The 21,721-nt window shown below is 40.4% G+C and carries 24 protein-coding genes and 1 pseudogene; 11 read left to right on the forward strand and 14 right to left on the reverse strand.

The genetic code is table 11. The annotated features are described in order from the left end of the window. Nucleotides 1–78: 78 nt before the first annotated feature. The 4 genes and pseudogenes from FHS60_RS07340 to FHS60_RS10530 all read right to left on the reverse strand — a co-directional run. Nucleotides 79–270 carry a hypothetical protein gene (locus tag FHS60_RS07340; protein ID WP_183697101.1) on the reverse strand — a complete coding sequence of 64 codons (192 nt, stop codon included), beginning with the start codon at nucleotides 268–270 and terminating at the stop codon, nucleotides 79–81. Between the two features lie 51 nt (nucleotides 271–321). Next, complete coding sequence (locus tag FHS60_RS07345; RefSeq protein WP_183697103.1) at nucleotides 322–2,358, reverse strand: ComEC/Rec2 family competence protein; 2,037 nt, start codon at nucleotides 2,356–2,358, stop codon at nucleotides 322–324. Beyond that, nucleotides 2,330–2,773: a ComF family protein gene (locus tag FHS60_RS07350; protein ID WP_183697106.1), complete on the reverse strand. Its 444-nt coding sequence runs from the start codon at nucleotides 2,771–2,773 to the stop codon at nucleotides 2,330–2,332. The genes FHS60_RS07345 and FHS60_RS07350 overlap by 29 nt, the downstream gene beginning before the upstream one ends. Before the next feature lie 186 nt (nucleotides 2,774–2,959). Beyond that, nucleotides 2,960–3,082 (reverse strand): annotated as a pseudogene (locus FHS60_RS10530) (double zinc ribbon domain-containing protein); the annotation flags it as partial. An 83-nt stretch (nucleotides 3,083–3,165) separates the two neighbouring features. On the opposite strand from FHS60_RS10530, the gene FHS60_RS07355 reads away from it, so the two are divergent. Next, nucleotides 3,166–4,065 carry an RluA family pseudouridine synthase gene (locus FHS60_RS07355; protein ID WP_244957466.1) on the forward strand — a complete coding sequence of 300 codons (900 nt, stop codon included), beginning with the start codon at nucleotides 3,166–3,168 and terminating at the stop codon, nucleotides 4,063–4,065. 242 nt (nucleotides 4,066–4,307) lie between these two features. Here the strand turns inward: FHS60_RS07355 and FHS60_RS07360 are convergent, their stop codons facing one another. From FHS60_RS07360 to FHS60_RS07370, 3 genes are all read right to left on the reverse strand, one after another. Further along, complete coding sequence (locus tag FHS60_RS07360) at nucleotides 4,308–4,562, reverse strand: hypothetical protein (protein WP_009348328.1); 255 nt, start codon at nucleotides 4,560–4,562, stop codon at nucleotides 4,308–4,310. Then, the gene (locus FHS60_RS07365) at nucleotides 4,549–4,938 is read right to left on the reverse strand and encodes a hypothetical protein (RefSeq protein ID WP_183697112.1); all 390 of its coding nucleotides are present in this window, start codon (nucleotides 4,936–4,938) and stop codon (nucleotides 4,549–4,551) included. Before FHS60_RS07365 ends, FHS60_RS07360 begins: the two co-directional genes overlap by 14 nt. Nucleotides 4,939–5,010: 72 nt before the next feature. After that, nucleotides 5,011–5,250, reverse strand: coding sequence for a YtxH domain-containing protein (locus FHS60_RS07370; RefSeq protein ID WP_040598295.1), 240 nt, complete (start codon nucleotides 5,248–5,250; stop codon nucleotides 5,011–5,013). A 234-nt stretch (nucleotides 5,251–5,484) separates the two neighbouring features. Here FHS60_RS07370 and FHS60_RS07375 point away from each other — a divergent pair, with 234 nt between their 5' ends. Beyond that, nucleotides 5,485–5,991 carry an SPOR domain-containing protein gene (locus FHS60_RS07375; protein WP_009348325.1) on the forward strand — a complete coding sequence of 169 codons (507 nt, stop codon included), beginning with the start codon at nucleotides 5,485–5,487 and terminating at the stop codon, nucleotides 5,989–5,991. Between the two features lie 60 nt (nucleotides 5,992–6,051). Here FHS60_RS07375 and FHS60_RS07380 read toward each other — a convergent pair whose 3' ends face one another. Next, nucleotides 6,052–6,510 (reverse strand): low molecular weight protein-tyrosine-phosphatase, encoded by a 459-nt coding sequence (locus FHS60_RS07380; RefSeq protein WP_183697115.1) that lies wholly within the window; start codon nucleotides 6,508–6,510, stop codon nucleotides 6,052–6,054. A gap of 125 nt (nucleotides 6,511–6,635) precedes the next feature. On the opposite strand from FHS60_RS07380, the gene rlmN reads away from it, so the two are divergent. From rlmN to FHS60_RS07415, 7 genes are read left to right on the forward strand one after another with little or no spacing between them, the layout of a single operon-like run. Then, entirely contained in the window at nucleotides 6,636–7,694 is a 1,059-nt protein-coding gene (rlmN, locus tag FHS60_RS07385; RefSeq protein ID WP_183697118.1) for a dual-specificity RNA methyltransferase RlmN, read from the forward strand. Between the two features lie 33 nt (nucleotides 7,695–7,727). Next, nucleotides 7,728–8,924, forward strand: coding sequence for a 4-hydroxythreonine-4-phosphate dehydrogenase PdxA (pdxA, locus tag FHS60_RS07390; protein ID WP_183697121.1), 1,197 nt, complete (start codon nucleotides 7,728–7,730; stop codon nucleotides 8,922–8,924). Then, nucleotides 8,921–9,625 carry an NTP transferase domain-containing protein gene (locus tag FHS60_RS07395; protein WP_183697124.1) on the forward strand — a complete coding sequence of 235 codons (705 nt, stop codon included), beginning with the start codon at nucleotides 8,921–8,923 and terminating at the stop codon, nucleotides 9,623–9,625. The genes pdxA and FHS60_RS07395 overlap by 4 nt, the downstream gene beginning before the upstream one ends. A gap of 4 nt (nucleotides 9,626–9,629) precedes the next feature. After that, a complete protein-coding gene (locus tag FHS60_RS07400) occupies nucleotides 9,630–10,463 on the forward strand; it encodes a hypothetical protein (protein ID WP_183697128.1) in 834 nt (277 codons plus the stop codon). Beyond that, nucleotides 10,453–11,370 (forward strand): CDP-alcohol phosphatidyltransferase family protein, encoded by a 918-nt coding sequence (locus tag FHS60_RS07405; RefSeq protein WP_183697131.1) that lies wholly within the window; start codon nucleotides 10,453–10,455, stop codon nucleotides 11,368–11,370. Before FHS60_RS07400 ends, FHS60_RS07405 begins: the two co-directional genes overlap by 11 nt. A gap of 4 nt (nucleotides 11,371–11,374) precedes the next feature. Further along, nucleotides 11,375–12,376 (forward strand): lysylphosphatidylglycerol synthase transmembrane domain-containing protein, encoded by a 1,002-nt coding sequence (locus FHS60_RS07410; RefSeq protein WP_244957467.1) that lies wholly within the window; start codon nucleotides 11,375–11,377, stop codon nucleotides 12,374–12,376. Further along, a complete protein-coding gene (locus FHS60_RS07415; RefSeq protein ID WP_183697134.1) occupies nucleotides 12,373–13,077 on the forward strand; it encodes an HAD family hydrolase in 705 nt (234 codons plus the stop codon). The genes FHS60_RS07410 and FHS60_RS07415 overlap by 4 nt, the downstream gene beginning before the upstream one ends. A gap of 22 nt (nucleotides 13,078–13,099) precedes the next feature. Here FHS60_RS07415 and FHS60_RS07420 read toward each other — a convergent pair whose 3' ends face one another. The 6 genes from FHS60_RS07420 to guaB all read right to left on the reverse strand — a co-directional run bounded on the left by FHS60_RS07420 (nucleotide 13,100) and on the right by guaB (nucleotide 18,417). Continuing rightward, a complete protein-coding gene (locus FHS60_RS07420) occupies nucleotides 13,100–13,435 on the reverse strand; it encodes a hypothetical protein (RefSeq protein ID WP_183697137.1) in 336 nt (111 codons plus the stop codon). A gap of 380 nt (nucleotides 13,436–13,815) precedes the next feature. Then, a complete protein-coding gene (locus FHS60_RS07425; protein WP_183697140.1) occupies nucleotides 13,816–14,460 on the reverse strand; it encodes an MBL fold metallo-hydrolase in 645 nt (214 codons plus the stop codon). Nucleotides 14,461–14,477: 17 nt separating this feature from the next. Beyond that, entirely contained in the window at nucleotides 14,478–15,104 is a 627-nt protein-coding gene (gene rsmG, locus FHS60_RS07430) for a 16S rRNA (guanine(527)-N(7))-methyltransferase RsmG (RefSeq protein WP_009348315.1), read from the reverse strand. Between the two features lie 134 nt (nucleotides 15,105–15,238). Next, nucleotides 15,239–15,988, reverse strand: coding sequence for a nitrilase-related carbon-nitrogen hydrolase (locus FHS60_RS07435; RefSeq protein ID WP_183697143.1), 750 nt, complete (start codon nucleotides 15,986–15,988; stop codon nucleotides 15,239–15,241). 3 nt (nucleotides 15,989–15,991) lie between these two features. Further along, nucleotides 15,992–16,816, reverse strand: a complete 825-nt coding sequence (locus FHS60_RS07440; protein WP_183697146.1) for a hypothetical protein — start codon at nucleotides 16,814–16,816, stop codon at nucleotides 15,992–15,994. A 119-nt stretch (nucleotides 16,817–16,935) separates the two neighbouring features. Next, the gene (guaB, locus tag FHS60_RS07445) at nucleotides 16,936–18,417 is read right to left on the reverse strand and encodes an IMP dehydrogenase (protein ID WP_183697149.1); all 1,482 of its coding nucleotides are present in this window, start codon (nucleotides 18,415–18,417) and stop codon (nucleotides 16,936–16,938) included. Nucleotides 18,418–19,003: 586 nt separating this feature from the next. On the opposite strand from guaB, the gene FHS60_RS07450 reads away from it, so the two are divergent. Both FHS60_RS07450 and FHS60_RS07455 read left to right on the forward strand, forming a co-directional pair. Further along, on the forward strand, nucleotides 19,004–20,347 hold the full coding sequence (locus tag FHS60_RS07450) for a peptidylprolyl isomerase (protein WP_244957468.1): 1,344 nt from the start codon (nucleotides 19,004–19,006) through the stop codon (nucleotides 20,345–20,347). 10 nt (nucleotides 20,348–20,357) lie between these two features. Further along, nucleotides 20,358–21,710, forward strand: coding sequence for a peptidylprolyl isomerase (locus FHS60_RS07455; RefSeq protein ID WP_183697156.1), 1,353 nt, complete (start codon nucleotides 20,358–20,360; stop codon nucleotides 21,708–21,710). Nucleotides 21,711–21,721 lie beyond the last annotated feature (11 nt).

Consider the following 21,721-nt stretch of genomic DNA (forward strand, 5'->3'; position numbering starts at 1 on the left):
ATGCCTGATATAATAAGCTGTCGTTCATTTCTAATGAGGTTGGGCAACCACAAAGATAATGAATAGACAGCTTTTATTTTATAAGAAAAAAATAACACCAACGCAATTCGGGGATGAACCCTTATGTTCTTGATCTTTGACTTCCCGTTCTACTTCAGTTTTAGACTCTTTCGAGAAGTTGACACCTGCCTTTATACCAAATTGAAAGTTTTGGGCTTTTGCAGAAATCATTGCGGTTGCCATCAATAGTGTTATTGCTGTTTTCTTCATGAATGTTAAGGTTTTTCTTTTTTATAACGCTTTATTAATCTTATTATTTTGTTAGAAACCCTTATTCGCTTCTTTTTTATCTAGGTCCAGAATGTAAGCCCCTTGTTTTTTGATATCGTAGATTTCTATGGCATTTTTAGATGCGTCTTTGATAAGTCTTTTGCGGTAAAAATCAGAGAGAGAATTATCAATAATGATAAGTTTGGGAATTATGTATTTTAGCGCATTATCGAGTTGTTGTTTGTAGCCCTTGCAAATGTAGAGAATATCTATGTTTATTTGCCCGCTTGCCTTGTATGGCATATTTTCTTGTAGGACAATAATGGTTTTCTCATGAAATCTGAAGTAATTATATTTTCTGCTTGTCTTAAGTGAGGTTGTTATCGTCTTTGGGTTTAATTGGTATTCCTTCCAAAAAGTCTTTTTTATGAATATGAGTTTTTCACTATTTTGCACAGAATCAGATAACCATATCTGGGAGTTGTTATTCTTGTTTATGAAGTGTATATTAGGACACTTGTAGAGATTGTATATTATAATTTGGGGAGAAAGTTTATGCTGCTCTATATTTATGATAGTAGCGATGAATAGTAGTATTACATAAAAACTTATTCCATATATTTTCCATGATCTATGGGTAAGTATAAATGAATAGATTTGATAAATGAGTAGATAGATGATGGCAACTATAAAAATAGATGGGTATATATCTATATGCGAATAGGGGAATTCATTGATAAATGTGAGACTATGTTTTAGTACTCTAATAGACGAGTGTAGAGAGATTGCCAGAAAAGGTTGTGCGAAAGGGATGAGGAAGAATAGGAGAGAGGTTAATAAGATGATGCTAGCAAGAGGGATGACAATAATGCTAGATAGAATGCTATACGTTGGGAATATGTGAAAGTAAAGCCCAACGAGTGGTGCTGTTCCTATTTGTGCGCATAGAGAAGTTATGAGAAGTTTGTAGATAACTTGCAGAATTTTGTATTTTTCTACGAAACGGAAACGTGGCAATATAGGACTTATTATGACAATGCCCATAACTGCTGAAGCTGATAGTTGGAAACCTATATCAAAGATTGCTTGTGGAGAAATTAGTAAGATTGTTACGACTGCTAGTGATAGGCAGTCGATTGCTTTCACATTTCGTCGGAGGCATCCAGCTATAAGACCTATTGTTGACATAAGTGCCGCGCGGCAGAGTGACATTGGTGCACCAACTAAACCTACAAACATCCATATTAGTAGGAGTGTTATGCCAGTAAGAATCACTCGTTGAAATCGTTTTCTTGTATGTCTAAGTAGATAGAATACAAGCATGAAAAGGATGCCTAAATGCAAACCGCTGAGCGCCAGAATATGAGATGTTCCAGTTTCTGAGAATAAGTCCTTAGTGTCCGAAGTCAATAGAGATTTTTCTCCAAGAGTCATGGCAGCAATTACTGCCAAATCCTCGCCATCTAGATAATCTTTATATTGCCGAATGAGTCTTTCTCTCCCTTTTTGAAGAAATGATAAACTTTCCGTAGTTTCTGATATTTTCCAATTATCTGCATAACAAAAACAAACACCCTTATAATCTTGTCGTCTAAGATAAGTGGCATAATCAAACTCCCCTGGATTGCCATTGTTGTGTGGCTGTTCTATTTGTGTGTTAAGCAGGATTTTATCTCCTAAATGAGGCTGGTTTTTACTTTTTAATAGTGTAGCTCGTACTTTTTCTTTTCCTATCCATACATCTGCAATCCAGTTTTTCTCTTTTTCTTTGGGTACAGAACGAATAGTACCAATATAAATTTGCTTCTCTTTTGGCCATTCGTGTATATCGTCTATTCGGTTAATGCTTAGTCGAAAAACTCCAAACAAAATTAGGGCAGAGCCAATGCAGAAGAGAGCTACCTTTCTAAAGTATATAGCCGATAAAAGGAGACTGATGACAATACATACTAGCGGCAAAAGCAGTGAACGGATATATGGAAAAGCAATGTCACCAATCAGTATTCCGGCTCCTAATAGTATGGAAGTAGGAAGTAGAGGAGTGTCGAAGCAAATGTTACTAAATGTTGGTTTCCTGAGATTTTGCATGGCTTGAAATTCCTTTTGGGTGAGAACCTGCAACATAGGCAGTAAGCACACTGATTTTAACTCCTTCTACTTCACATAGTTTTTTTGCACAAGAGAGAATTGTTGAACCTGTTGTAATCACATCGTCAATCAGTAGCAGGTGTTTCCCGCATATCTCTTCGGTTCTTTGTATCTCAAAAATGTTCTGCACATTTTCTTCTCTTTGCTGTGTTGTTAATCGGGTTTGTGTCGCATTGTCAGTTTTTCTAATGATTAGATCTGTTGCTATAGGTATCCCTGCAACTCTAGAAACTCCGATGGCTAACATTTCACTTTGGTTGTATCCCCTCTTTTTCAATCGGCTACGAGAGAGAGGTATGGGTACAATGTAGTCAATCGCTGTAAAAAAATCGGAGTCGATAAGATCTTCTGCCATACATTGTCCTAGGAAAATTCCCATGTCTACATTGTTTGCATATTTGAGTTGGAGAATAGGCAGTATAGTGTAGTTGTTCGCTTGATAATATATGAGTGAATTTGCTCTGACTATAGGAATCTTACCCCAAAATATTCTTTCGATGCCATTTTCTTTTTCTCCGTGTATGTTCGTGAATGGAAGTAGCGCCCAGCATTTTATGCAGAGTTGTTCTTCTTCTGCCTTGAGCCGTCTTCCACAGATGCAGCAATGGCGGGGCAGGATGATGTCAGCGATGTCCCTCAGTAAGGTTAATATACGGTGTATCATATCAAGCAAATATAGGACTTTCTTTCCGTCTTACTTTAAGAAATACTGAAAATGTTATAACTTCGCACGCCAAATAAATGAAAATGCAGAATAAGAGCCAACAACTATTTACAAGTTTTGTTGTAAAAACAGCTACAACACTTTTACCCTTTATTCAACACTGCTTGAATGGTATTAGCCGCAGCAAGGCTAAATCTATTATGACAGGTGGAGGAGTGAGGGTTGATCGTGCCATTGTAAAACAATTTGATTATGAATTGCAGCCTGGTATGCGTGTAGAAATTAGCAGACGCAAGCCAAAGAATGAGCTATCCAATAAATTTGTACGAATTGTTTACGAAGACTCTCAAATCATTGTTATAGAGAAAGCTATAGGTATTCTTTCAATGGCTTCGATGAATCATCCCTATTGTGTGAAGACAATTTTGGATGAATACTTTCGCAGGACTCATCAAAAGTGTACAGCGCATGTTGTCCATCGTTTGGATCGCGACACCTCAGGGCTTTTAGTTTATGCTAAGACGCAACGTGCAGAGCAAATATTGGAAAATAATTGGCAAAGCATTGTTACCGATCGCCGTTATGTGGCTTTGGTTTCTGGGCGTATGGAAGAGAAGGCTGGTGTTGTTAGAAGTTGGCTCAAGGACAATAAGGCGTATTTCACTTATTCTTCGGAAACTGACAATGGTGGTAAATATGCAGTCACGCATTTCAAGACCATAAAGGCAGCAGATAGATATTCTCTAGTAGATCTAAAATTGGAGACAGGACGTAAGAATCAGATCCGTGTGCACATGAAAGATTTGAATCATCCTGTATGTGGTGACATAAAATATGGTAATGGTGATGATCCGATAGGGCGTTTAGCTCTTCACGCTTTCCGTTTAAATTTTTTCCATCCTATTACAAGCGAACCTCTTCGTTTTGAAACTCCTTATCCCAAAAACTTTTTAAGTGTATTCCACCCGTCTGCTGACAGATAAGGATAATTGTTTCGAAAAATACAATAAGGAAATTGGAAAATACAATAAGGCTGTCATCTGACAGCCTTATTGTGTCAGTTGACGCAATAAGGAAAATCTCGTTGTGCTGTAAGGTCTTGAAAGGTAAGTCGTTATCTGTGAGTAATTCTCTTTTTTTGATAGTGTGGGCGCGTACTTATTCTCTCTATTAGAGGCTGCGTAATCTTGAATAAAAAATAGACTTGCAAGAAAAACTTGTAAGTCTATTTTTTATGAGAACGTGGGAATATTTTTCTGAAGCCTTTAAACATTTTGTAACCAAACAAGATGCCGTCTACGATTGCTGCAGTTTGTTGTGCCTTGTTCATCCAATTTTCAATAATGTTGTGGCTCGGAGGAGGCGGGGCAAAGAGCGTTGAGAAGTTTTGCTGAATGTCCTCCCGCTTCTTTTGCATTTTCTTTTCCAGCTCTAGTTGGCGCAAACGGAGGTTATCTAAATCGAATTTATTCTGTGCCATCTAATTTTTCTTTTATTGATTCATCGGATTTAAGAAACAATTCTCCTATGAAGTTAGCAATGGGATTAAGAATCCAAGCTGTTCGCTTTGCATAAACTATGCATCCCAAAAGTAGATAGCAACCGGCTACAATTAGGCAAGCTATAGCTGTTCCACCTACATGAGGAGCTAAAGCCAAAGCTAAAGTTCCAGACAGAAAAAGAATGATAATGGCTGCCAATACGAACGCAATGCCCCCTACGATAAGCGCAGTTACGAGGATGGACAACTTGCGAATAAGTCCAATCTGAACAGATTCGGCTTTGAGCTCTGCGTATTCTTTCAGATTAAGACATAACTCGCGTATGGTCTGTATGTTTTGGTCAGATGATAACATTGCAAGCAAAGAGGATTTACAAAAGGAAGAAGGTACCTTGTTTAAGCACAACCTCCTTCCTTGATCTGCATTTTACTCGTTGACAGGTTTGAGTTCTTCTGCGATGTCGTCAACCATGCCTTCCATGTCTTCACGACTGAGCTTAATGCCCTTACGCTTTAGAGTCTCGTTAACGCGATCGGCAATTTTCGTGCCCTGATCTAATAGCTTTTTACGTGTGTCAGCACCTTTCTCTGGTGCCAACAAAAGGCCTACGGCTGCACCTACAGCAGCACCACCCAAAAATGATACGAAAATACTTAAACCTTTCATTGTTTAGGGATATTAATATTAAAATGTTTGATAGGGCGAAGATAAGGCTTTTTCGATAAAATGAATCAAAAAATACGGTTATATTTTTGAAGAATGATACACTTTAATGTAGTTTAACGCACTAAAAACTTGAAAATACAGTTTTAGAATTGTATTTTTGCAAAATCAAAATGTAAATATGAGGTTTGTGAACAACCTCTTTACTATAAAAATACTAACAAAATATATCTATAAATGAAGAAAACTCTGTTTTTGGCTCTTGCGGTATGCTTTGCTACAGCATTGACATCTTGTAAATCAAAAGAAAGTGCTTGGCAACAAGCTTATAACCAAGCTACAGCAGCTCAGGCTACGGATGACAATACAGTTGCAGTAGCTCCTGTAAACAATGATGTAACGGTAACACCCGTTACAACCTCACAGAATTCAAACGCTGCTGTGAATGACCCTGACGTGCGCACTATCAATGGTCCGTTGACCGTTGTTAGCGGTAATCCGCTGAAGACCTACAGCGTAGTAGTGGGTAGTTTTGTTAATCAAGCAAATGCACTTAGCCTCAAGGAGCAGTTGGCAAATGGAGGCTATGATTCTCGCGTGGTTAAGACCAATGAAACGATCAATGGTCAGACAGGTTGGTATCGTGTTATTGCTAGTTCTTTCAACGAAAAAAATAGTGCGATGCAATCACGTAGCGAATTACGCGGTAAATATGCTGGAGCTTGGTTGCTCTACACAAGATAATCTGAGTTAAAACAGAATGTAAAACGAAGCCACTTCTCTTAGAGGAGTGGCTTCTTTAATTCATCGTATTGATTTTATTATTCCGTCGCAGCAATCTTCTATCAAGTCTATTGCCCATTCGAAATCTTCTGGCCCTCCATAATAAGGGTCGGGAATATTCAGAGTGTCGTATTGAGAGATAAACGCCGTGGCACGATAGATTTTGTCGCGATCATCATCATTACGCACCAGCTTTTCAAGGCCTCGCACATTGTTTTCATCCATTGCTATAATGAGATCAAACTTATCGAAATCCTCCGTTCGAACAGGCCTAGAGTGGTGTGTCAGTTCATAGCCTCGGCGAGCAGCATGTTCTCTCATACGTGAGTCAGGAAGCTCTCCCTGGTGATAGTCAATGATACCAGCAGAGTCAACAATAAGGTCTACGCCTGCTTCCTTTGCTTTCACTCTAAGCACCTCCTCTGCAGTGGCAGAGCGACAGATGTTTCCGAGACAGATAAATAAGATTTTTCTTTTCATATTTGCAAAGATATAACATTTGTCAAAAAGAAATGGATAACATGTTTCTTTCTTTGTCCTTTTTGCTCTACAAGATAAAGTGTTTGCGTATATTTTTGTAACTTCGCTCCCAAATGAATACTCGAATGACAGAGTCATTAGAAAAAAAACCGGTTCTTCTTGGGTTAACATTGGAGGAACTGAAAGAAATAGCAATAGATTTGGGCTTACCTGCTTTTGTTGGAAAGCAGCTTGCAGGTTGGATTTATGGGCATAAAGTGAATGGTTTTGAACAGATGACGAATCTGTCTAAAACAGCTCGTGAACGTTTAGCTGCTAACTACGAAATTGGTAGCCGCGCCCCTGTTGATGCTCAATACTCGAAGGACGGTACAATCAAATATCTTTATCAAACAGCTAAAGGAGATTATATTGAAACTGTATATATCCCTACACCTGATCGCGCCACGCTGTGTGTGTCTTGTCAGGTTGGTTGCAAAATGCACTGTGCCTTTTGTATGACGGGACGCCAAGGATGGACCGCTTCATTATCTGCGGCAGATATTCTGAATCAAATATATAGTCTTCCTGAGCGCGAGAAGCTGACAAACATTGTCTTTATGGGCCAAGGTGAGCCTTTTGACAATTTGGACAATGTGCTTCGTGCAACAACAGCTCTAACGGCTGAATGGGGATATGCCTGGAGTCCTAAACGTATCACTGTCAGTAGTGTTGGATTGGCAAAAGGATTAGTACGCTTCTTAGAAGAGAGCCAGTGTAATCTGGCCATTAGTCTTCATCATCCGATACCCTCAGAGCGTTTAAAATTGATGCCTGCGGAACAAGCCTTCGGTATTACTGATGTTATTAATGTATTACACCAGTACGACTTCTGTAGGAAAGATCCAGTTCGTAGGGATGTACCGAAACAGCGTCGCTTATCGTTTGAATACATCGTGTTCGATGGTATTAACGACTCTAAAGAGCATGCGCAAGCAGTTGTAGAATTGCTCCGAGGCTTAGATTGTCGTATGAACCTTATACGTTTCCATGATATTCCAGATACGTCGTTGCGTGGAGTGAATGACGAGCGCATGATCAAGTTTCGCGACTATCTGACTAACCATGGTGTTTTTGCCACCATTCGTTCGAGTAGAGGACAAGACATTTTTGCTGCTTGTGGACTACTCACTACAAAAAACTAGAAGAAGAGAAGAATCAAAAATAGCATTTTGTTTATGGAAAAAAAATATATTGAGGCTGAGGTTTCTCGTAATATACTTGACGATTCCAGGCCGAAAATCAAAGTAGGTATCACACATGGCGACACCAACGGTGTGGGCTATGAACTTATTTTTAAGACTTTTGCTGATAGCGGTATGCTCGAATTGTGTACGCCAGTTGTTTATGGGTCAGCAAAACTAGCTTCTTTTCACAAGAAAGCGGTGGGAGCTGATGTAACCTATCACGTTGTTGAAAGCGGTGCAGAAGCTCATCCGAATCATCTCAATCTCGTGAATTGTTTTGATGAAGAAGTGAAGGTGGAATTCGGATCTTCTAATCCTGAAGCTGGGCATGCAGCTTTCTTAGCCTTAGAGCGTGCTATCGAAGAGTTGAAAGAAGGTAAAGTTGACGTACTCGTTACGGCACCTATCAATAAAAGTAGTATTCAGAGTAGCAATTTCCATTTTTCGGGCCATACGGAATATTTAGAAGAACGCTTAGGAAGTGAACACGGCACACTTATGATTCTTACGAATAGTTTGATGCGTGTGGCTTTAGTAACAACTCATCTTCCAGTACACGAAGTAGCGGAGGCGATTACACCTGAATTAGTGGAATTGAAGATACGTCTGTTTCAATATTCCTTGCGTCATGATTTCCTTCTCTCAATGCCTCGTATCGCTGTTCTTGGTTTGAATCCACATAACGGTGATTCAGGAGTCATTGGGAAAGAAGAAAGTGAAATTATCAAGCCAGTGATAGAAAAACTGGCGGGAGAAGGTAAGCACATCTTTGGGCCGTATTCTGCAGATGGTTTCTTTGGTGCAGGTCTCTACCAGCATTTTGACGGTGTTCTTGCTATGTATCACGATCAAGGCCTGGCCCCCTTCAAAGCACTTTCTATGGATGATGGCGTTAACTTCACGGCGGGGCTTCCTTTTGTAAGAACATCTCCTGATCATGGGACAGCGTACGATATAGCAGGCACTGGTACTGCAAATCCAGATTCTTTTCGTCAAGCAGTCTTTTCTGCTATAGATATTTATCGTAATCGGCAGAAATACAAAGAAGCTACAAAGAATCCGCTCCCAAAACTGTATCGAGACAGACGTGAAGATGGTGAGCGTCCCCGTCGTTTTTCACGCGAGAGAACAGATATGCCCTCAAACAATAACGCTTCTGATCAGAATAGTAATACAGGGCAAGAATGAGGTATGCAATAATCGCAGCGGGAGAAGGTTCCCGTCTTGCGCAAGAAGGAATATCATTGCCAAAGCCGTTGGTGAAAATCAACGGTGAGGCAATGATTGATCGCCTTATTCGTATCTTCCACCTCAACAAGGCTGAAGAGATTGTCATCATTGTCAACACGCTGAATCCGATGACAGAGCAGCATATACGCAAGTTGATGGAAACAGATAAAAGTTGTGATATCCGGCTTGTTGTAAAAAACACTCCGAGTTCGATGCATAGTTTCTCAGAAATAGCTCCTTATCTGCAAGAGGGGAACTTTTGTCTAACAACTGTTGATACTATTTTCCGAGAAGAAGAATTTGCTGAATATATTCAGGCCTTTGAATCATCCTCTTGTGATGGTATGATGGCTGTGACAGATTTTATTGATGATGAATGTCCACTTTATGTAGAAGCAGACAATCAGATGAAAATCATAGATTTTCTTGATGTAAAAGGAGATGATTGCCGCTTTATTTCTGGTGGTGTTTATGCACTGACGGACAGATGCCTACCGACCCTCGAACGCTGTATGAAAGAGGAACAGAGTCGTATGCGAAATTTTCAGCGGGGCTTGATAGCAGATAAATGTCACTTGATAGCTCGCCCTTTCTCCAAGATTCTCGATGTCGACCATGCTGGCGATATTCAGAAAGCTGAAGGTTTTCTCAACTCATAAGTATATGAATTTTCTAGGGGTAAGCAGATCTACGATCTTCTCTCCTCATTCAGAGGAACGCGATGCTGCTATTTTTTTTGCCGTAGTAGATGGCCTAAAAGATGCGGGACATACTGTTCATACAATTTCAGAAGACAAACTAACGCAGGTGCCTATTCAGTTGGATGGTATCTTTACAATGTCGCGCGGTACGAGGGCTTTGCAACTTCTCGAAGCTGCTGAGGTGCATAATCTTCCGATATTCAACTCCCCTAAGAGTCTTTTGGAAAATACTCGAACAAAAATCTCAAAACTTTTTGATAAAGAGGATATTCCTGCTCCCAAATGTTGTGCTATTACTTGCACTTCTTTGCCTTCTTTATCCTATCCTTTTTGGATAAAGCGCGGAGATACTTGTGCGCAAGATGCAGCGGATGTTTGCTTTGTGGCATCCGAAACAGAATATACCAAAGCCCTTCATCAATATGAAGAACGCAATGTGACAGACCTCTTGGCTGTAGAGCATCTTGAGGGAGATCTCGTGAAGTTCTATGGTGTTGAAGGAACAGACTTTTTCTTTTCATACTATCCCACTTTAGGTCAACAATTCAGTAAGTTTGGTTTGGAGGAAATCAATGGTCAGCCAAGATTGTTCCCTTTTGATGCGTCAGCTCTCAAGCAAGAAGCAGATAGAGCTGCGCGACTTACAGGTTTTGTTATTTATGGCGGAGATTGTGTGATAAGTGCCAATGGTTCTTTTAAGATTATAGATTTTAATGACTGGCCAAGTTTCTCATTATGCCGGAAACTTGCAGCCCGAGCAATTGTTGAGCGAATAATAGATAGTTATGGCAAATAAACAACTTGATTCCACTCTTAAATCAATGGATACAGAGGAGTGGTTGGATATACATTTTACGCGCCCCTTAGGCCTTTTGTGGGCGAAGTTTTTTAACTATTTTGGCATACATCCTAATGTTGTTACCATCTTAAGTATAATTCTCGGTGTGGCAGCAGGCGTTTGTTTTTATTTTGAAGATATACGCATCACGCTCTTGGGTATCTTTCTGCTTGTATGGGCTAACCTCTACGATAGCTGCGACGGGCAGTTGGCTCGCATGACTGGGAAGAAAACTCGTTTGGGGCGTATTCTTGACGGTTTTGCTGGGGATGCGTGGTTCTTTACCATTTACTTCTTTATCTGTCTTCGTCTAACTCCCGCATGGGGTATTTGGATTTGGTTGTTGGCCGCTGTTTCTGGTTTGATTTGTCATGCTAAACAATGTCAGCTTGCAGACTATTATCGCAACATTCATCTTTTTTTCTTGAAAGGAGTAAGTGGGAGCGAACTTGACAATACAGATAAGTTAACCGAAGAGTTTCAAAAGCTTTCATGGAGGCGGGATTTCCTTTGGAAGCTTTTTCTTTGCTTCTATCGCAACTATACTCATTCTCAAGAGAAATTAACGCCTAACTTCCAAAGATTGAGTAAGGCTTTGAAAGAGAAGTTTGGCAGTGAATCCTTGCCACAAGCGTTGTGCGACGACTTTCGCAAAGAGAGTTTGCCTTTGATGAAATGGACAAATATCCTTACGTTCAATACGCGTGCCATTTTTCTATATGTTGTTTTGCTCTTGGGACAGCCTTGGCTTTATTTTGTTTTTGAACTTACTGTAATGAATATTATATGCTTCTATATGCGTAATAAGCATGAAAAGCTTTGTAAACAGATTCTTTCCCAACTTGATAATTATTCAACCCCATAAAATTATGCGTCCATTATATAGAAATTTGTTTTTGCTCTTTGGCATTGTCAGCATTATCATTATGATGTATGGTTTCGGTGTTGATTTCACCGACCTTCATCAGCGGATTACCAAAGTAGGACTCTATCTTCCTGCCGTAGTTGGTATTTGGGTGTTTGTTTATGCCTTTAATGCTGGAGCTTTTTATAAGATTGTCAATAGTGGTGACCACGATAAGTATTTACCTTACCTTCATGCTTGCAAACTCACGGTGAGTGGTTTTGCTTTTAGTTATACCACTCCCTTTGGTTTTGGAGGTGCACCTTATCGCGTGATGGAATTGAGTAGCTACATTGGAACTCCGCGTGCAATGAGTTGTACTGTGCTTTATTCGATGATGCACATTCTGTCTCATTTCTTCTTGTGGATGACAGGAGTTGTAATGTTTATCATTCTCTACTTCGACAAGATGAATGTCTTCTTTACAACGCTGTTCGGCATCTTCACGTTAGTATTTTTTATCGTTATATATTTCTTCTACTATGGCTATAAAAACGGAATGATAGTAAAGCTTTACGGTATTTTATTGCACATTCCTTTTGTGAAGAAATATGCTCGGAAATTCTATGAGAAGAACATAGCAAGTATGGAACAGGTGGATGAAAATATAGCCTACTTACATAGTCAACCGCGTGCTTTCTATTCTGCGTTACTTATGGAATATGTAGGACGCGTTATCAATTCCTATGAATATTATTTCATCCTTCTAAGTCTCGGACTTCCCGTTTCATTTGGCGATGCCTTGTTGGTATTGGCTTTTTCTTCTTTGATTGGTAATATGCTGTTCTTTTTCCCGATGCAGTTGGGTGCACGCGAGGGGGCGCTGGCTTTTATTGTGAAGCTTTTAGGCTTTGGTACACCCTCCATAGGTCTGTTTGCCAGTTTTTATACGCGTATTCGTGAACTCTTTTGGATTATTGTAGGCGTATCGTTAGTGAAAGTGGGAACTAAAAAGATCATGAAATGATTAAGTCTGTTATTTTCGATTATGGTGGCACACTTGACACGAATGCGCGCCATTGGGCTTACGTGCTTTGGGATGGATTTCAAGCAGCAAAGGTTCCAGTTACAGAAGCACAGTTTCGTGAGGCCTATGTTTTTGGCGAACGTGCCTTGGCAAAAGCACCTATTATAAAATCTGATGATGACTTCTACGCCTTGCTCTGCAAGAAAGTGCGTCAAGAACTGCTTTGGTTAGATTTTAAAGAGTATTTCATAACAACCAAGTCTGAACGCTTAGAATTCTCTCAACGCATTGCCACCTTCTGCAACGACTATGTTTTACAGCAATTACTACAGACCCGAAGTGTATTGGAAGAGTTGCAAAAGAAGTATAGGCTAGTGTTGGTTTCAAATTTCTATGGGAATATAGAAACCATTCTGCGCTCCTATCAGCTGGAGTATTTTTCTGCGATAATTGAAAGTGCTGTGGTCGGAGTGAGAAAACCAGATCCACGTATCTATCAGTTGGGAGTAGATGCCTGCTGCTGCAAGGCATCCGAAGTATGTGTCGTAGGCGATAGTTTCAGTAAGGATATTCTCCCCGCATCGAGTGTGGGCTGTCAAACCATTTGGCTGAAAGGCAAAGGCTGGACAGACAAAGAAGAGGATGAGTCAATCCCCAATGCCGTTGTGACAGATTTGAAAGACCTTCTGCAGTATCTCTGATAAGTTGAGAACTTCATTTGAACTATTCTATGAATAATTGTGATACTTGTTTTGTAAAAAAATCTCGTATTCTATGGTCTCGAGAATCGCTTAAAATCCAGCGTTGTTGCCTGCGGTTAAAAATAACGTAATCTCGACGCAACATTAAATTAGGACTAAATTCATGCTTTCGGTAGAAAAGTGCAATTTCTCGCCGAGAAATTTTATTTTCTATACTACAAATTTTATTTTGTCCTATAGAAATTTGAACTACAATAAGGAAAAACTCAAACGCAATAAGGATATCAGCTGGTTGCCTTATTGTATTTTTAGACAGAATAAGGAAAAAAGCGACTTTTCGGTACGTTTTGATTGCCATTTTTGTGTAAAATTATCATTCATCCCTGTCTTTTTACCCTAAATTTTGGAGTAAGGTCTTCAATATTTCTTCCTATTCTATTTCCTTTCGTGCTTTTTTTGAGAAAAATAGATTCTTTCACATCTATCTTAAGAAAATGAATTGTCAAATAAAAGGGCGGTAAATATAGTCGTTGGTGTGTAGTGATTTTTACCTTTTGAATAGATAGATTTTAAGGAGCTTTTGTAATGATGAAAACGAAGTTTTTTCTCATAGTATAAAATGCACTATGATGCAAGTAGATAACAAGCAAATATTACTATTAGCCCCAATTCGATTTAATGAAATTTTCTATTGTGAGTCTCAAACCGAATTGGGGGAGAGTGTGTTTGTTTTTTGTTTTATTGGAGATACGGATTCTGTCGCTTTTCTTCTCCAACGGTTGTTGTGTCGCCGTGTCCTGGACATACGGTGACATCTTCTGGAAGCGTAAGGACATTGTTTTTTAGGCTACTGATGAGGCTGTCGTAGTTACCTCCAGGGAAGTCTGTGCGGCCTATTTCGTGGCGGAAGAGGCTATCTCCGGAAAAAAGGATACGTTCTTCTTCGCAGTAGAAGCAAACGCCACCTGCTGTGTGCCCAAGAGTGGCGATAATGTCCAATGTGTGTGTACCAAAAGTGATGGTTTCGCCAGCATCGAAGATTCTTCCAATAGGCGGTTGTATGATAGGTAATTCGCGGTGTAGAAACATTTCCAACTGTTTTGGTAACTGCTTGTAGAGCTGTACCTCTTTGCGTGACATTTCCGGTAGTATGTTGTAGGTTTTATAGATGAAACCATCGCCGAAAATATGGTCGAAATGGCAATGAGTATTGATGAGGTGCGTAACTTTTAGTTCGTTGTCGTTGATATAGCTGCGGAAAGCATCGGCTTCCTCGGGATAGAGAATGCCACAGTCAATGATAACTGCTTCTTTGCTTTCGTCGGAGAGAATATAGCAGTTTTCTTCAACCATATTGACCACAAACTTTTGAACTTTGAGCATATCGATTCTCTTTTGTATTAAAATGGTAAATAGGTAACTTTTTTTGTCTCGAAAAACTCATCTTCGAAAAAATCGGACAAGTTCCAAACCTTGACTTTATTGCCAAAAGGTTTAAGTTCCTCTGTTAGGTCGCCGCCTTTTAGGCAGATAAGGCCATTCTGGAGGGAGTTGCGCTGCGTTTTGGAGATGTTTTTTCCTACCAACTTAGCTAAGTCCGTTGTGTTCATAACAGCGCGACTCACCACGAAGTCGAATTTGCGCTTCTCTTCAATGACATTGCGATGTATGGCTTCCACATTTTTTAGCCCGATAGCTTCGGCAACAGCCGTGGCCACTCGTATCTTCTTCCCGATACTATCTTCCAGCACAAACTGGCATTTGGGAAACAAGATGGCCAAGGGAATACCAGGAAAACCTCCGCCCGTGCCGACATCTAATATGGAAGAATCAGGTGCGAACTCAATCACTTTTGCAATACCAAAGGAGTGGAGCACGTGGTGAACAAAGAGGTTATCAATGTCCTTGCGTGAAATCACATTTATCTTTGCGTTCCAGTCGCGATAGAGGACATCAAGTGCTTCTATCTGCTTTCTTTGTGTTTCCGTGAGGTTGGGAAACGCCTTGAAGATTATTTCAGCTGTCATTATTTTGTAGTTGTGAAGTGCGAAATTAGGAATGAATCATAGAAAAACAAAATGCAATGATTGCTTTCCTTAGAAAGGGAGGGGCTTTCCAAAGCAAACAGTCTTGCTGGCTTTAGAAAATTTTGCGTAAACTTTTAGAAAAGTTGAAAGGCGTCAGCATCTTGAAGAAAAGGATATTTTTGTCGAAAAGAGTTCAGTTCCTCAATAGAAATATCTGTGGTTTGAATATTGGGAGAACAGCCTAAATCGAGCAGGCGTTTACCTTCTGGACTGATAATACAACTTCCTCCGTCATAGCGCAAGGTTTTTTCTTTACCTGTTCTGTTTACACAGATAACATAGCATTGGTTTTCGATGGCACGTGCTATCAAGAGTGAATCTAAAGCCAGTTTTCGACTCGCAGGCCAACAGGCTACATAAATAATGGCGTCGTAATCGGTATTTGCATTGCGCGAGAAGACCGGGAAACGCAAGTCGTAACAGATTTGGAGAAGGAAGCGGAATTCGCCAAAATGAACAATTGTGCGTTCTTGTCCAGCTTCAAATTCTTTGTCTTCACCTCCAATGCAGAAAAGATGATGTTTATCGTAGAAAGAAGAACAAGTGGGTGTGACAAAATAGAAGCGATTGGCAAATTTTCCATTCTCTTTACTAATAGGGAGTGAACCAGCAATGGCACAAAGGGATTCTTTTGCGATACGTTCCATCCAGTGAAGAGCCAAAGAAGCATCTTTTGCGTCTGCGGTGCAGAAGCCTGTAGCCCACATCTCGGGAAGAATATACAAGTCGGCTTTTTCTGTTTGCTGGATAAAGTTTTCAGCTTGTTGGATATTGGTTTTAATATCCTGCCAAATACTGTTGAGCTGGATAAGTGCTATCTTCATTGTTTAGAGAATTGAGTCGTTGATGGATAGTCGCAAAAAAGTGCGGTCGTCAAAAGAAGAATTTCCTTCGACAAGACATTTTGTGGCAGGATTCTCACGTATACAAAGCGGATCTTGTGATAGAACGCGTTCCAAATAGTTTTCTGATTCTTGCAATGTGTCGAAAAGGTATGGATAGCCGTCACTTGCCAAAATGAGTTGCTTAGTATCGCCCACAGGAACTACGGAGACGAGTTCGGGTGGGACAGGTGTGCCGTCAAGGACGGGATAGCGAAAAATGTTGTAGGGGTTCTTGTCGTTTTGAAAATGGCACTGTTCGCGTAGTTCGTTGAAAATAAAGTTGCGACCAATGTCGTTTTTGAGCAAGTCTTTTGGAGTGTATCCGTTTTTTAGAGCGTATTCAATTATATCACATCTGATTTGCGTCAAGAGAGTATCAATGGTTTTCGGGTGTGTATGCGTTGTTCCGCAGAGGCGGCTCTGACAATCGCCAATTAACCACAATTCGTTTCGCTGCTTACTGAAGATTACGGCAGAACACGTAAGCCGATAAGCATCCTCTTTGTTGAGTAATTCAGGAGCAACTGAGGCAAGAGCTTCTGTAAGATGCAAGAGTGCTTCGGGCATAGAGGCGTTGGGCGGCAAATGAGGTATGGCCTCCCGTGTAGTTTCCATGGCAATTTGTCCTTTGGACTTATCGCCAATGCGGAATTCAACTTTCGACGTACTACCATCAATGACAGCGGCAAAGTCGTTGGTCACAATCCATCCGTCTTCGTTTGTGTCCTCGCTACGCTTACCTTTGGAGAAAACCTCTATGATGTGCATGATGAGTATGGAAGTATTTCAGATGCAAGAAAAGAAAAACACCGCTAAAGTCTTGCGGAGGCTTAGGTCTGTAAGTGTCCACAAAATCTTAGCGGTGTTCAGTGAAAAGAAGCTACAAATTATTCGTAGCGACTATAGTTGGGTGCTTCGCTCGTAATAGTAATGTCGTGTGGATGACTTTCAAGAACGCCCGCATTAGTGATGCGTGTGAATTTAGCGTTGTGAAGAGTTTCGATAGTGCCCGCACCACAGTATCCCATACCGCTGCGTAAACCGCCGCAAAGCTGATAGATGACTTCCTGTACCGTGCCCTTGTAGGGAACTCGGCCAGCGATGCCTTCAGGTACTAACTTTTTCGCTTCTACTACGCCCGATTGGAAATAGCGGTCCTTAGAACCATTCTCCATAGCTTCTAAAGAGCCCATACCTCTATAGGCTTTGAACTTACGTCCATTGAAGATGATAGTATCGCCCGGACTTTCTTCTGTACCAGCTACAAGCGAACCAATCATTACGCAGTATCCACCAGCAGCCAAGGCCTTAACAATATCGCCACTATAACGCAGACCGCCATCTGCAATGAGAGGAATGTCTGTTCCTTTAAGAGCGCAAGCAACATCATAGACCGCACTCAACTGTGGTACGCCCACGCCAGCAACAATACGCGTAGTGCAAATACTTCCTGGGCCAATGCCAACCTTGATAGCATCTGCTCCAGCTTCGGCCAGCATGTGGGCTGCTTCGCCAGTAGCAACATTTCCGACTACAATATCTACGTTCTTGAATGAAGCCTTAGCTTCTCTCAGTTTCTCAATCACAGCTTTGGAATGTCCATGGGCAGTGTCGATCACAATAGCATCTGCACCTGCTTGAATCAAGCTTTCCATGCGCAGTAACGTATCTTGTGTTACGCCAACACCTGCTGCAACGCGCAAACGTCCTTTTTCGTCCTTGGCTGCCATAGGTTTGTCCTTGGCTTTCGTAATATCTTTATAGGTAATCAAGCCTACTAGATGATTTTCCGTATCAACAACGGGCAGCTTCTCTATTTTATTTTCTTGGAGAATACGCGCAGCACCGGCTAAATCTGTCTGTTGCGTTGTTGTGACAAGATTTTCTTTTGTCATCACGTCTTCAACTTTTTTCTGCAAATCGTTTTCGAAGCGCAGGTCACGATTGGTGACAATGCCCACTAAATGCATTTCATCATCTACTACAGGAATACCACCGATATGGTATTCTGTCATAAGTTGCAAAGCGCCTCCCACCGTGCTGCCACGATGGATTGTCACGGGGTCGTATATCATGCCGTTCTCAGCTCTCTTTACGATCGCAACTTGTCGGGCTTGATCTTCGATGCTCATATTCTTGTGAATGACACCAATACCTCCTTCTCGAGCCATTGCAATAGCCATGTTAGCTTCGGTAACGGTATCCATGGCTGCCGATACGAAAGGTATCTGCAACTCAATGTTCCGTGAGAAGCGGGTGGCTAAGCTCACTGTGCGAGGAAGGACCTCAGAATAGGCGGGAAGGAGAAGGACGTCGTCAAAGGTAAGACCGTCCATGACAATTCTGTCTGCAATAAAATCTGATTTCATAAATATAGGGCGATTTTAATTGCGCGCAAAAATACTCATTTCTTTTTGTTTTTCAAAATAATCATGGTTGATTATATGAATGTATCTCTTTTTTCTTTATATATAGAGGACTATGTTTCTTAACTTTTGGCTGGCAATAAAAATTATTAATGAGTAATGATGTTTTCTGGATTGTTCTTGTGAAGCAATACAAGTGTAGAGGCCTAGGGGCAGAAGAAAGTATTTATAAAATAGGTACATAGTATTAGAGATAAGTTTATTCATTGTAAGATTTCTTATATAAAATATAAAGCTTGCTTTGTGTTATATTCTGAGAACTTTGTTTCTTTTTTAGCAATATTATTTTTTTTCTTGATATCAAGGTGTTAATATCTTTTTTATTCTGTAGTTCTCTACTTCTTTTGTAAAGCTTATTTGCTCGCATAATGAGGTGGAATATAAAATATCTAAAACAAATTGTGTAATTAGTATATAAGGACTAAATTTGCACCAAATTCAAAATTGACTGAAAATGTATAAAATAGCAACCCTGCTGACTTTTTCGTTTGCTTTGACTGCTGGGGCCCAAGTTGTTGACCCTATAATTATGACTATAAACGGAAAACAAGTAACGCGCTCAGAATTTGAGTATAGTTTTAATAAGAATGGCAATCCAGAAAAAGCAGTAGACGCAAAGGCTATAGAGGACTATGTTCCCATGTTTGTGAATTATAAATTGAAGGTTGCTGCTGCTGAGGCCGCGCGTTTGGATACTCTCAGTTCCTTTAAAAAGGAATTTATGACTTATCGAGATATGCAGCTGACTCCTTATTTGGTGGATTCTACCTTTATAGATAGTATTGCTACTTCTATTTATAAAGATTCGGAAAAGCAATTGAACGGGCGTGATTTATTGAAGCCTTCGCATATTCTTGTACTTGTGCCTGCCTCTGCAACGGAGACAGAGAAGAAAATGTACCGACAGCGAATCGATTCAATTTATTCTGCTCTACAAAATGGAGCCGACTTTGCTACTTTGGCTAAAGAAAAATCGCAAGATCCAGGCTCTGCATCTCAAGGAGGGCAACTTCCATGGATAGGCCCAGGTAGTACTTTGAAGGAGTTTGAAGATGCTGCTTATGCGCTTAAAGTTGGAGAGTTTTCTAAGCCCATTGAAACAGCTGTAGGCTATCATGTCATTCGTATGGATGAACGTAAATCTCTCGAGCCTTATACTGTTCTTCGCCCACAAATCTTTGCTGCACTTAAGCAACAGGGCGTAGAGGAGGCCTCTGCGGAAGCAAAAATAAAGAAGTTAGTAGCTGCTTCGAATGGACGACTGACACGCGAATTAGTTCTTGATAGCGTTTTAGCTGCGAATGGTTCTGACTTGAATCTCCGTTATCTTGTACAAGAATACCATGATGGCTTGTTGCTTTATGAAGTGAGTAAGCGAGAGGTTTGGGATAAAGTGGCGCAAGACATACCTGCTTTAGAAAAGCAATTTAAGAAGAATAGAAAGCAGTATGCTTGGACAGAATCGCGTTTCAAGGGCTTTGTTGTCCATGCTAAAGATGAAAAGAATTTGAAGGCAGCTCAAGCTCTGCTGAAGAAAACTGCCGATGGAGATTGGAAGAAAGCTGTCAGAGAGACTTTTAATAAAGACAGTGTGATAGTAACTGTTTCTGGCCCTTACCTTGTAAAGAAAGGAGAGAATCGTTATGTAGACGCAGGTGTCTTTGGTGGAGAAATCGTAAAGTCAAATAGCAATTATCCGTATTCGGGCGTAGAAGGGCAGATCCTTAAGCAGCCCAAATCTTATTTAGATGTTAAGTCGGCAGTGATTAACGATGTTCAAGACAAAAGAACAGAAGAATGGGTGAAGCGTTTGCGCAACGAATATTCCTTTAGCGTTAATCAAGAAGTGGTTAAAACAGTAAATAAACACTAAGTTTGCTTTTATGAGAAAGATATTGTTGATGCTTATGTGCGTCGCCGCTATGGCGTCATGGGCGCAGAACAATAATAATGTTGTAGATCAAGTGGTCTGGGTTGTTGGTGATGAACCTATTTTCCTCTCAGATGTAGAAGAAATGCGATTAGGGATGGAAGAAAGTCGTCAGACTGTGACCAATCCTTATTGCACAATTCCAGAACAGTTAGCTGTGCAGAAATTGTTCCTTCATCAAGCAGATATTGATAGTTTGTATGCCGATGAAGCTACGGTTATTGCTGATGCTGACGAAACAATGGATAGAGCGTTGCAGGCGTATGGTTCTAGAGAAGCTATTGAGGCTGTTTTTCATAAGAGCTATCAGCAGATGCGTGAGGAGCAAAAACGTTTAGCGCGAGATCGGGATCGTGTGAATCAGGTGCAGCGTAAATTGGTAAGTGGTGTGAAGGTGACACCTGCAGAAGTACGAAATTATTTTCAGAAACTTCCGGAAGATAGTTTGCCTTTTGTTTCAGAGCAGGTAGAAGTACAAATCATTACTTCTCAACCACGCGTTAGTCGTGATGAGGTAGAACGTATTGAGAATACGTTGCGTGATTATGCACAGCGTGTTAATTCTGGTGAAACAGAATTTGCAACGCTTGCTCGCTTCTATAGTCAAGATGAGGGTAGTGCACGAAATGGCGGAGAACTTGGTTACAAGGCTCGTGGGGAACTCGTTCCCGAATTTGCTAATGTGGCATTTAGTTTGAACGATCCAAAGAAGGTTTCTAAAATTGTAAAGTCAGAATTCGGCTATCATATTATTCAATTGATAGATAAGAGAGGCGACAGGGTTAATTGTAGACATATTCTTCTGAAACCTGAGATTCCTGATAGTCAGTTTGTGGCAAGTTGTGCACGCCTTGATTCTATTGCGGGAGATATTCGTAAGAATACTTTTACGTTTGACGACGCTGCTCGAACTCTTTCTGATGATAAAGATACGCGCAATAACAATGGCTTGATGAACTTTTATTCTCGCGAGAACAATTCTTCTTCTGCTCGTATTCAATTAAAAGACTTAAATGCAGATATTGCTAAAGTTGTTGATACGCTAAAAGTGGGGGAAATATCTAAAGCTTTCATTTATACAAATGACAAAGGGCAAAAAGTATGTGCCATTATAAAGCTGAAAGATCGTATTGATGCTCATCGGGCTAGTGTTTCAGAAGACTTCCAACTCCTTCGTTCTGTTGTTTATGCCAAGAAGTGCCAAGATAAGATTGACGAATGGATAGAAGAGAAAGCACAGAAAACTTATGTGCGCATTATGCCGGGGTGGCGTAATTGTGACTTTAAGTATAAGTGGATGAAGTGACAAGTGTCACT

The sequence above is a fragment of the Alloprevotella rava genome (assembly GCF_014195585.1).
GTDB lineage: Bacteria > Bacteroidota > Bacteroidia > Bacteroidales > Bacteroidaceae > Alloprevotella > Alloprevotella rava.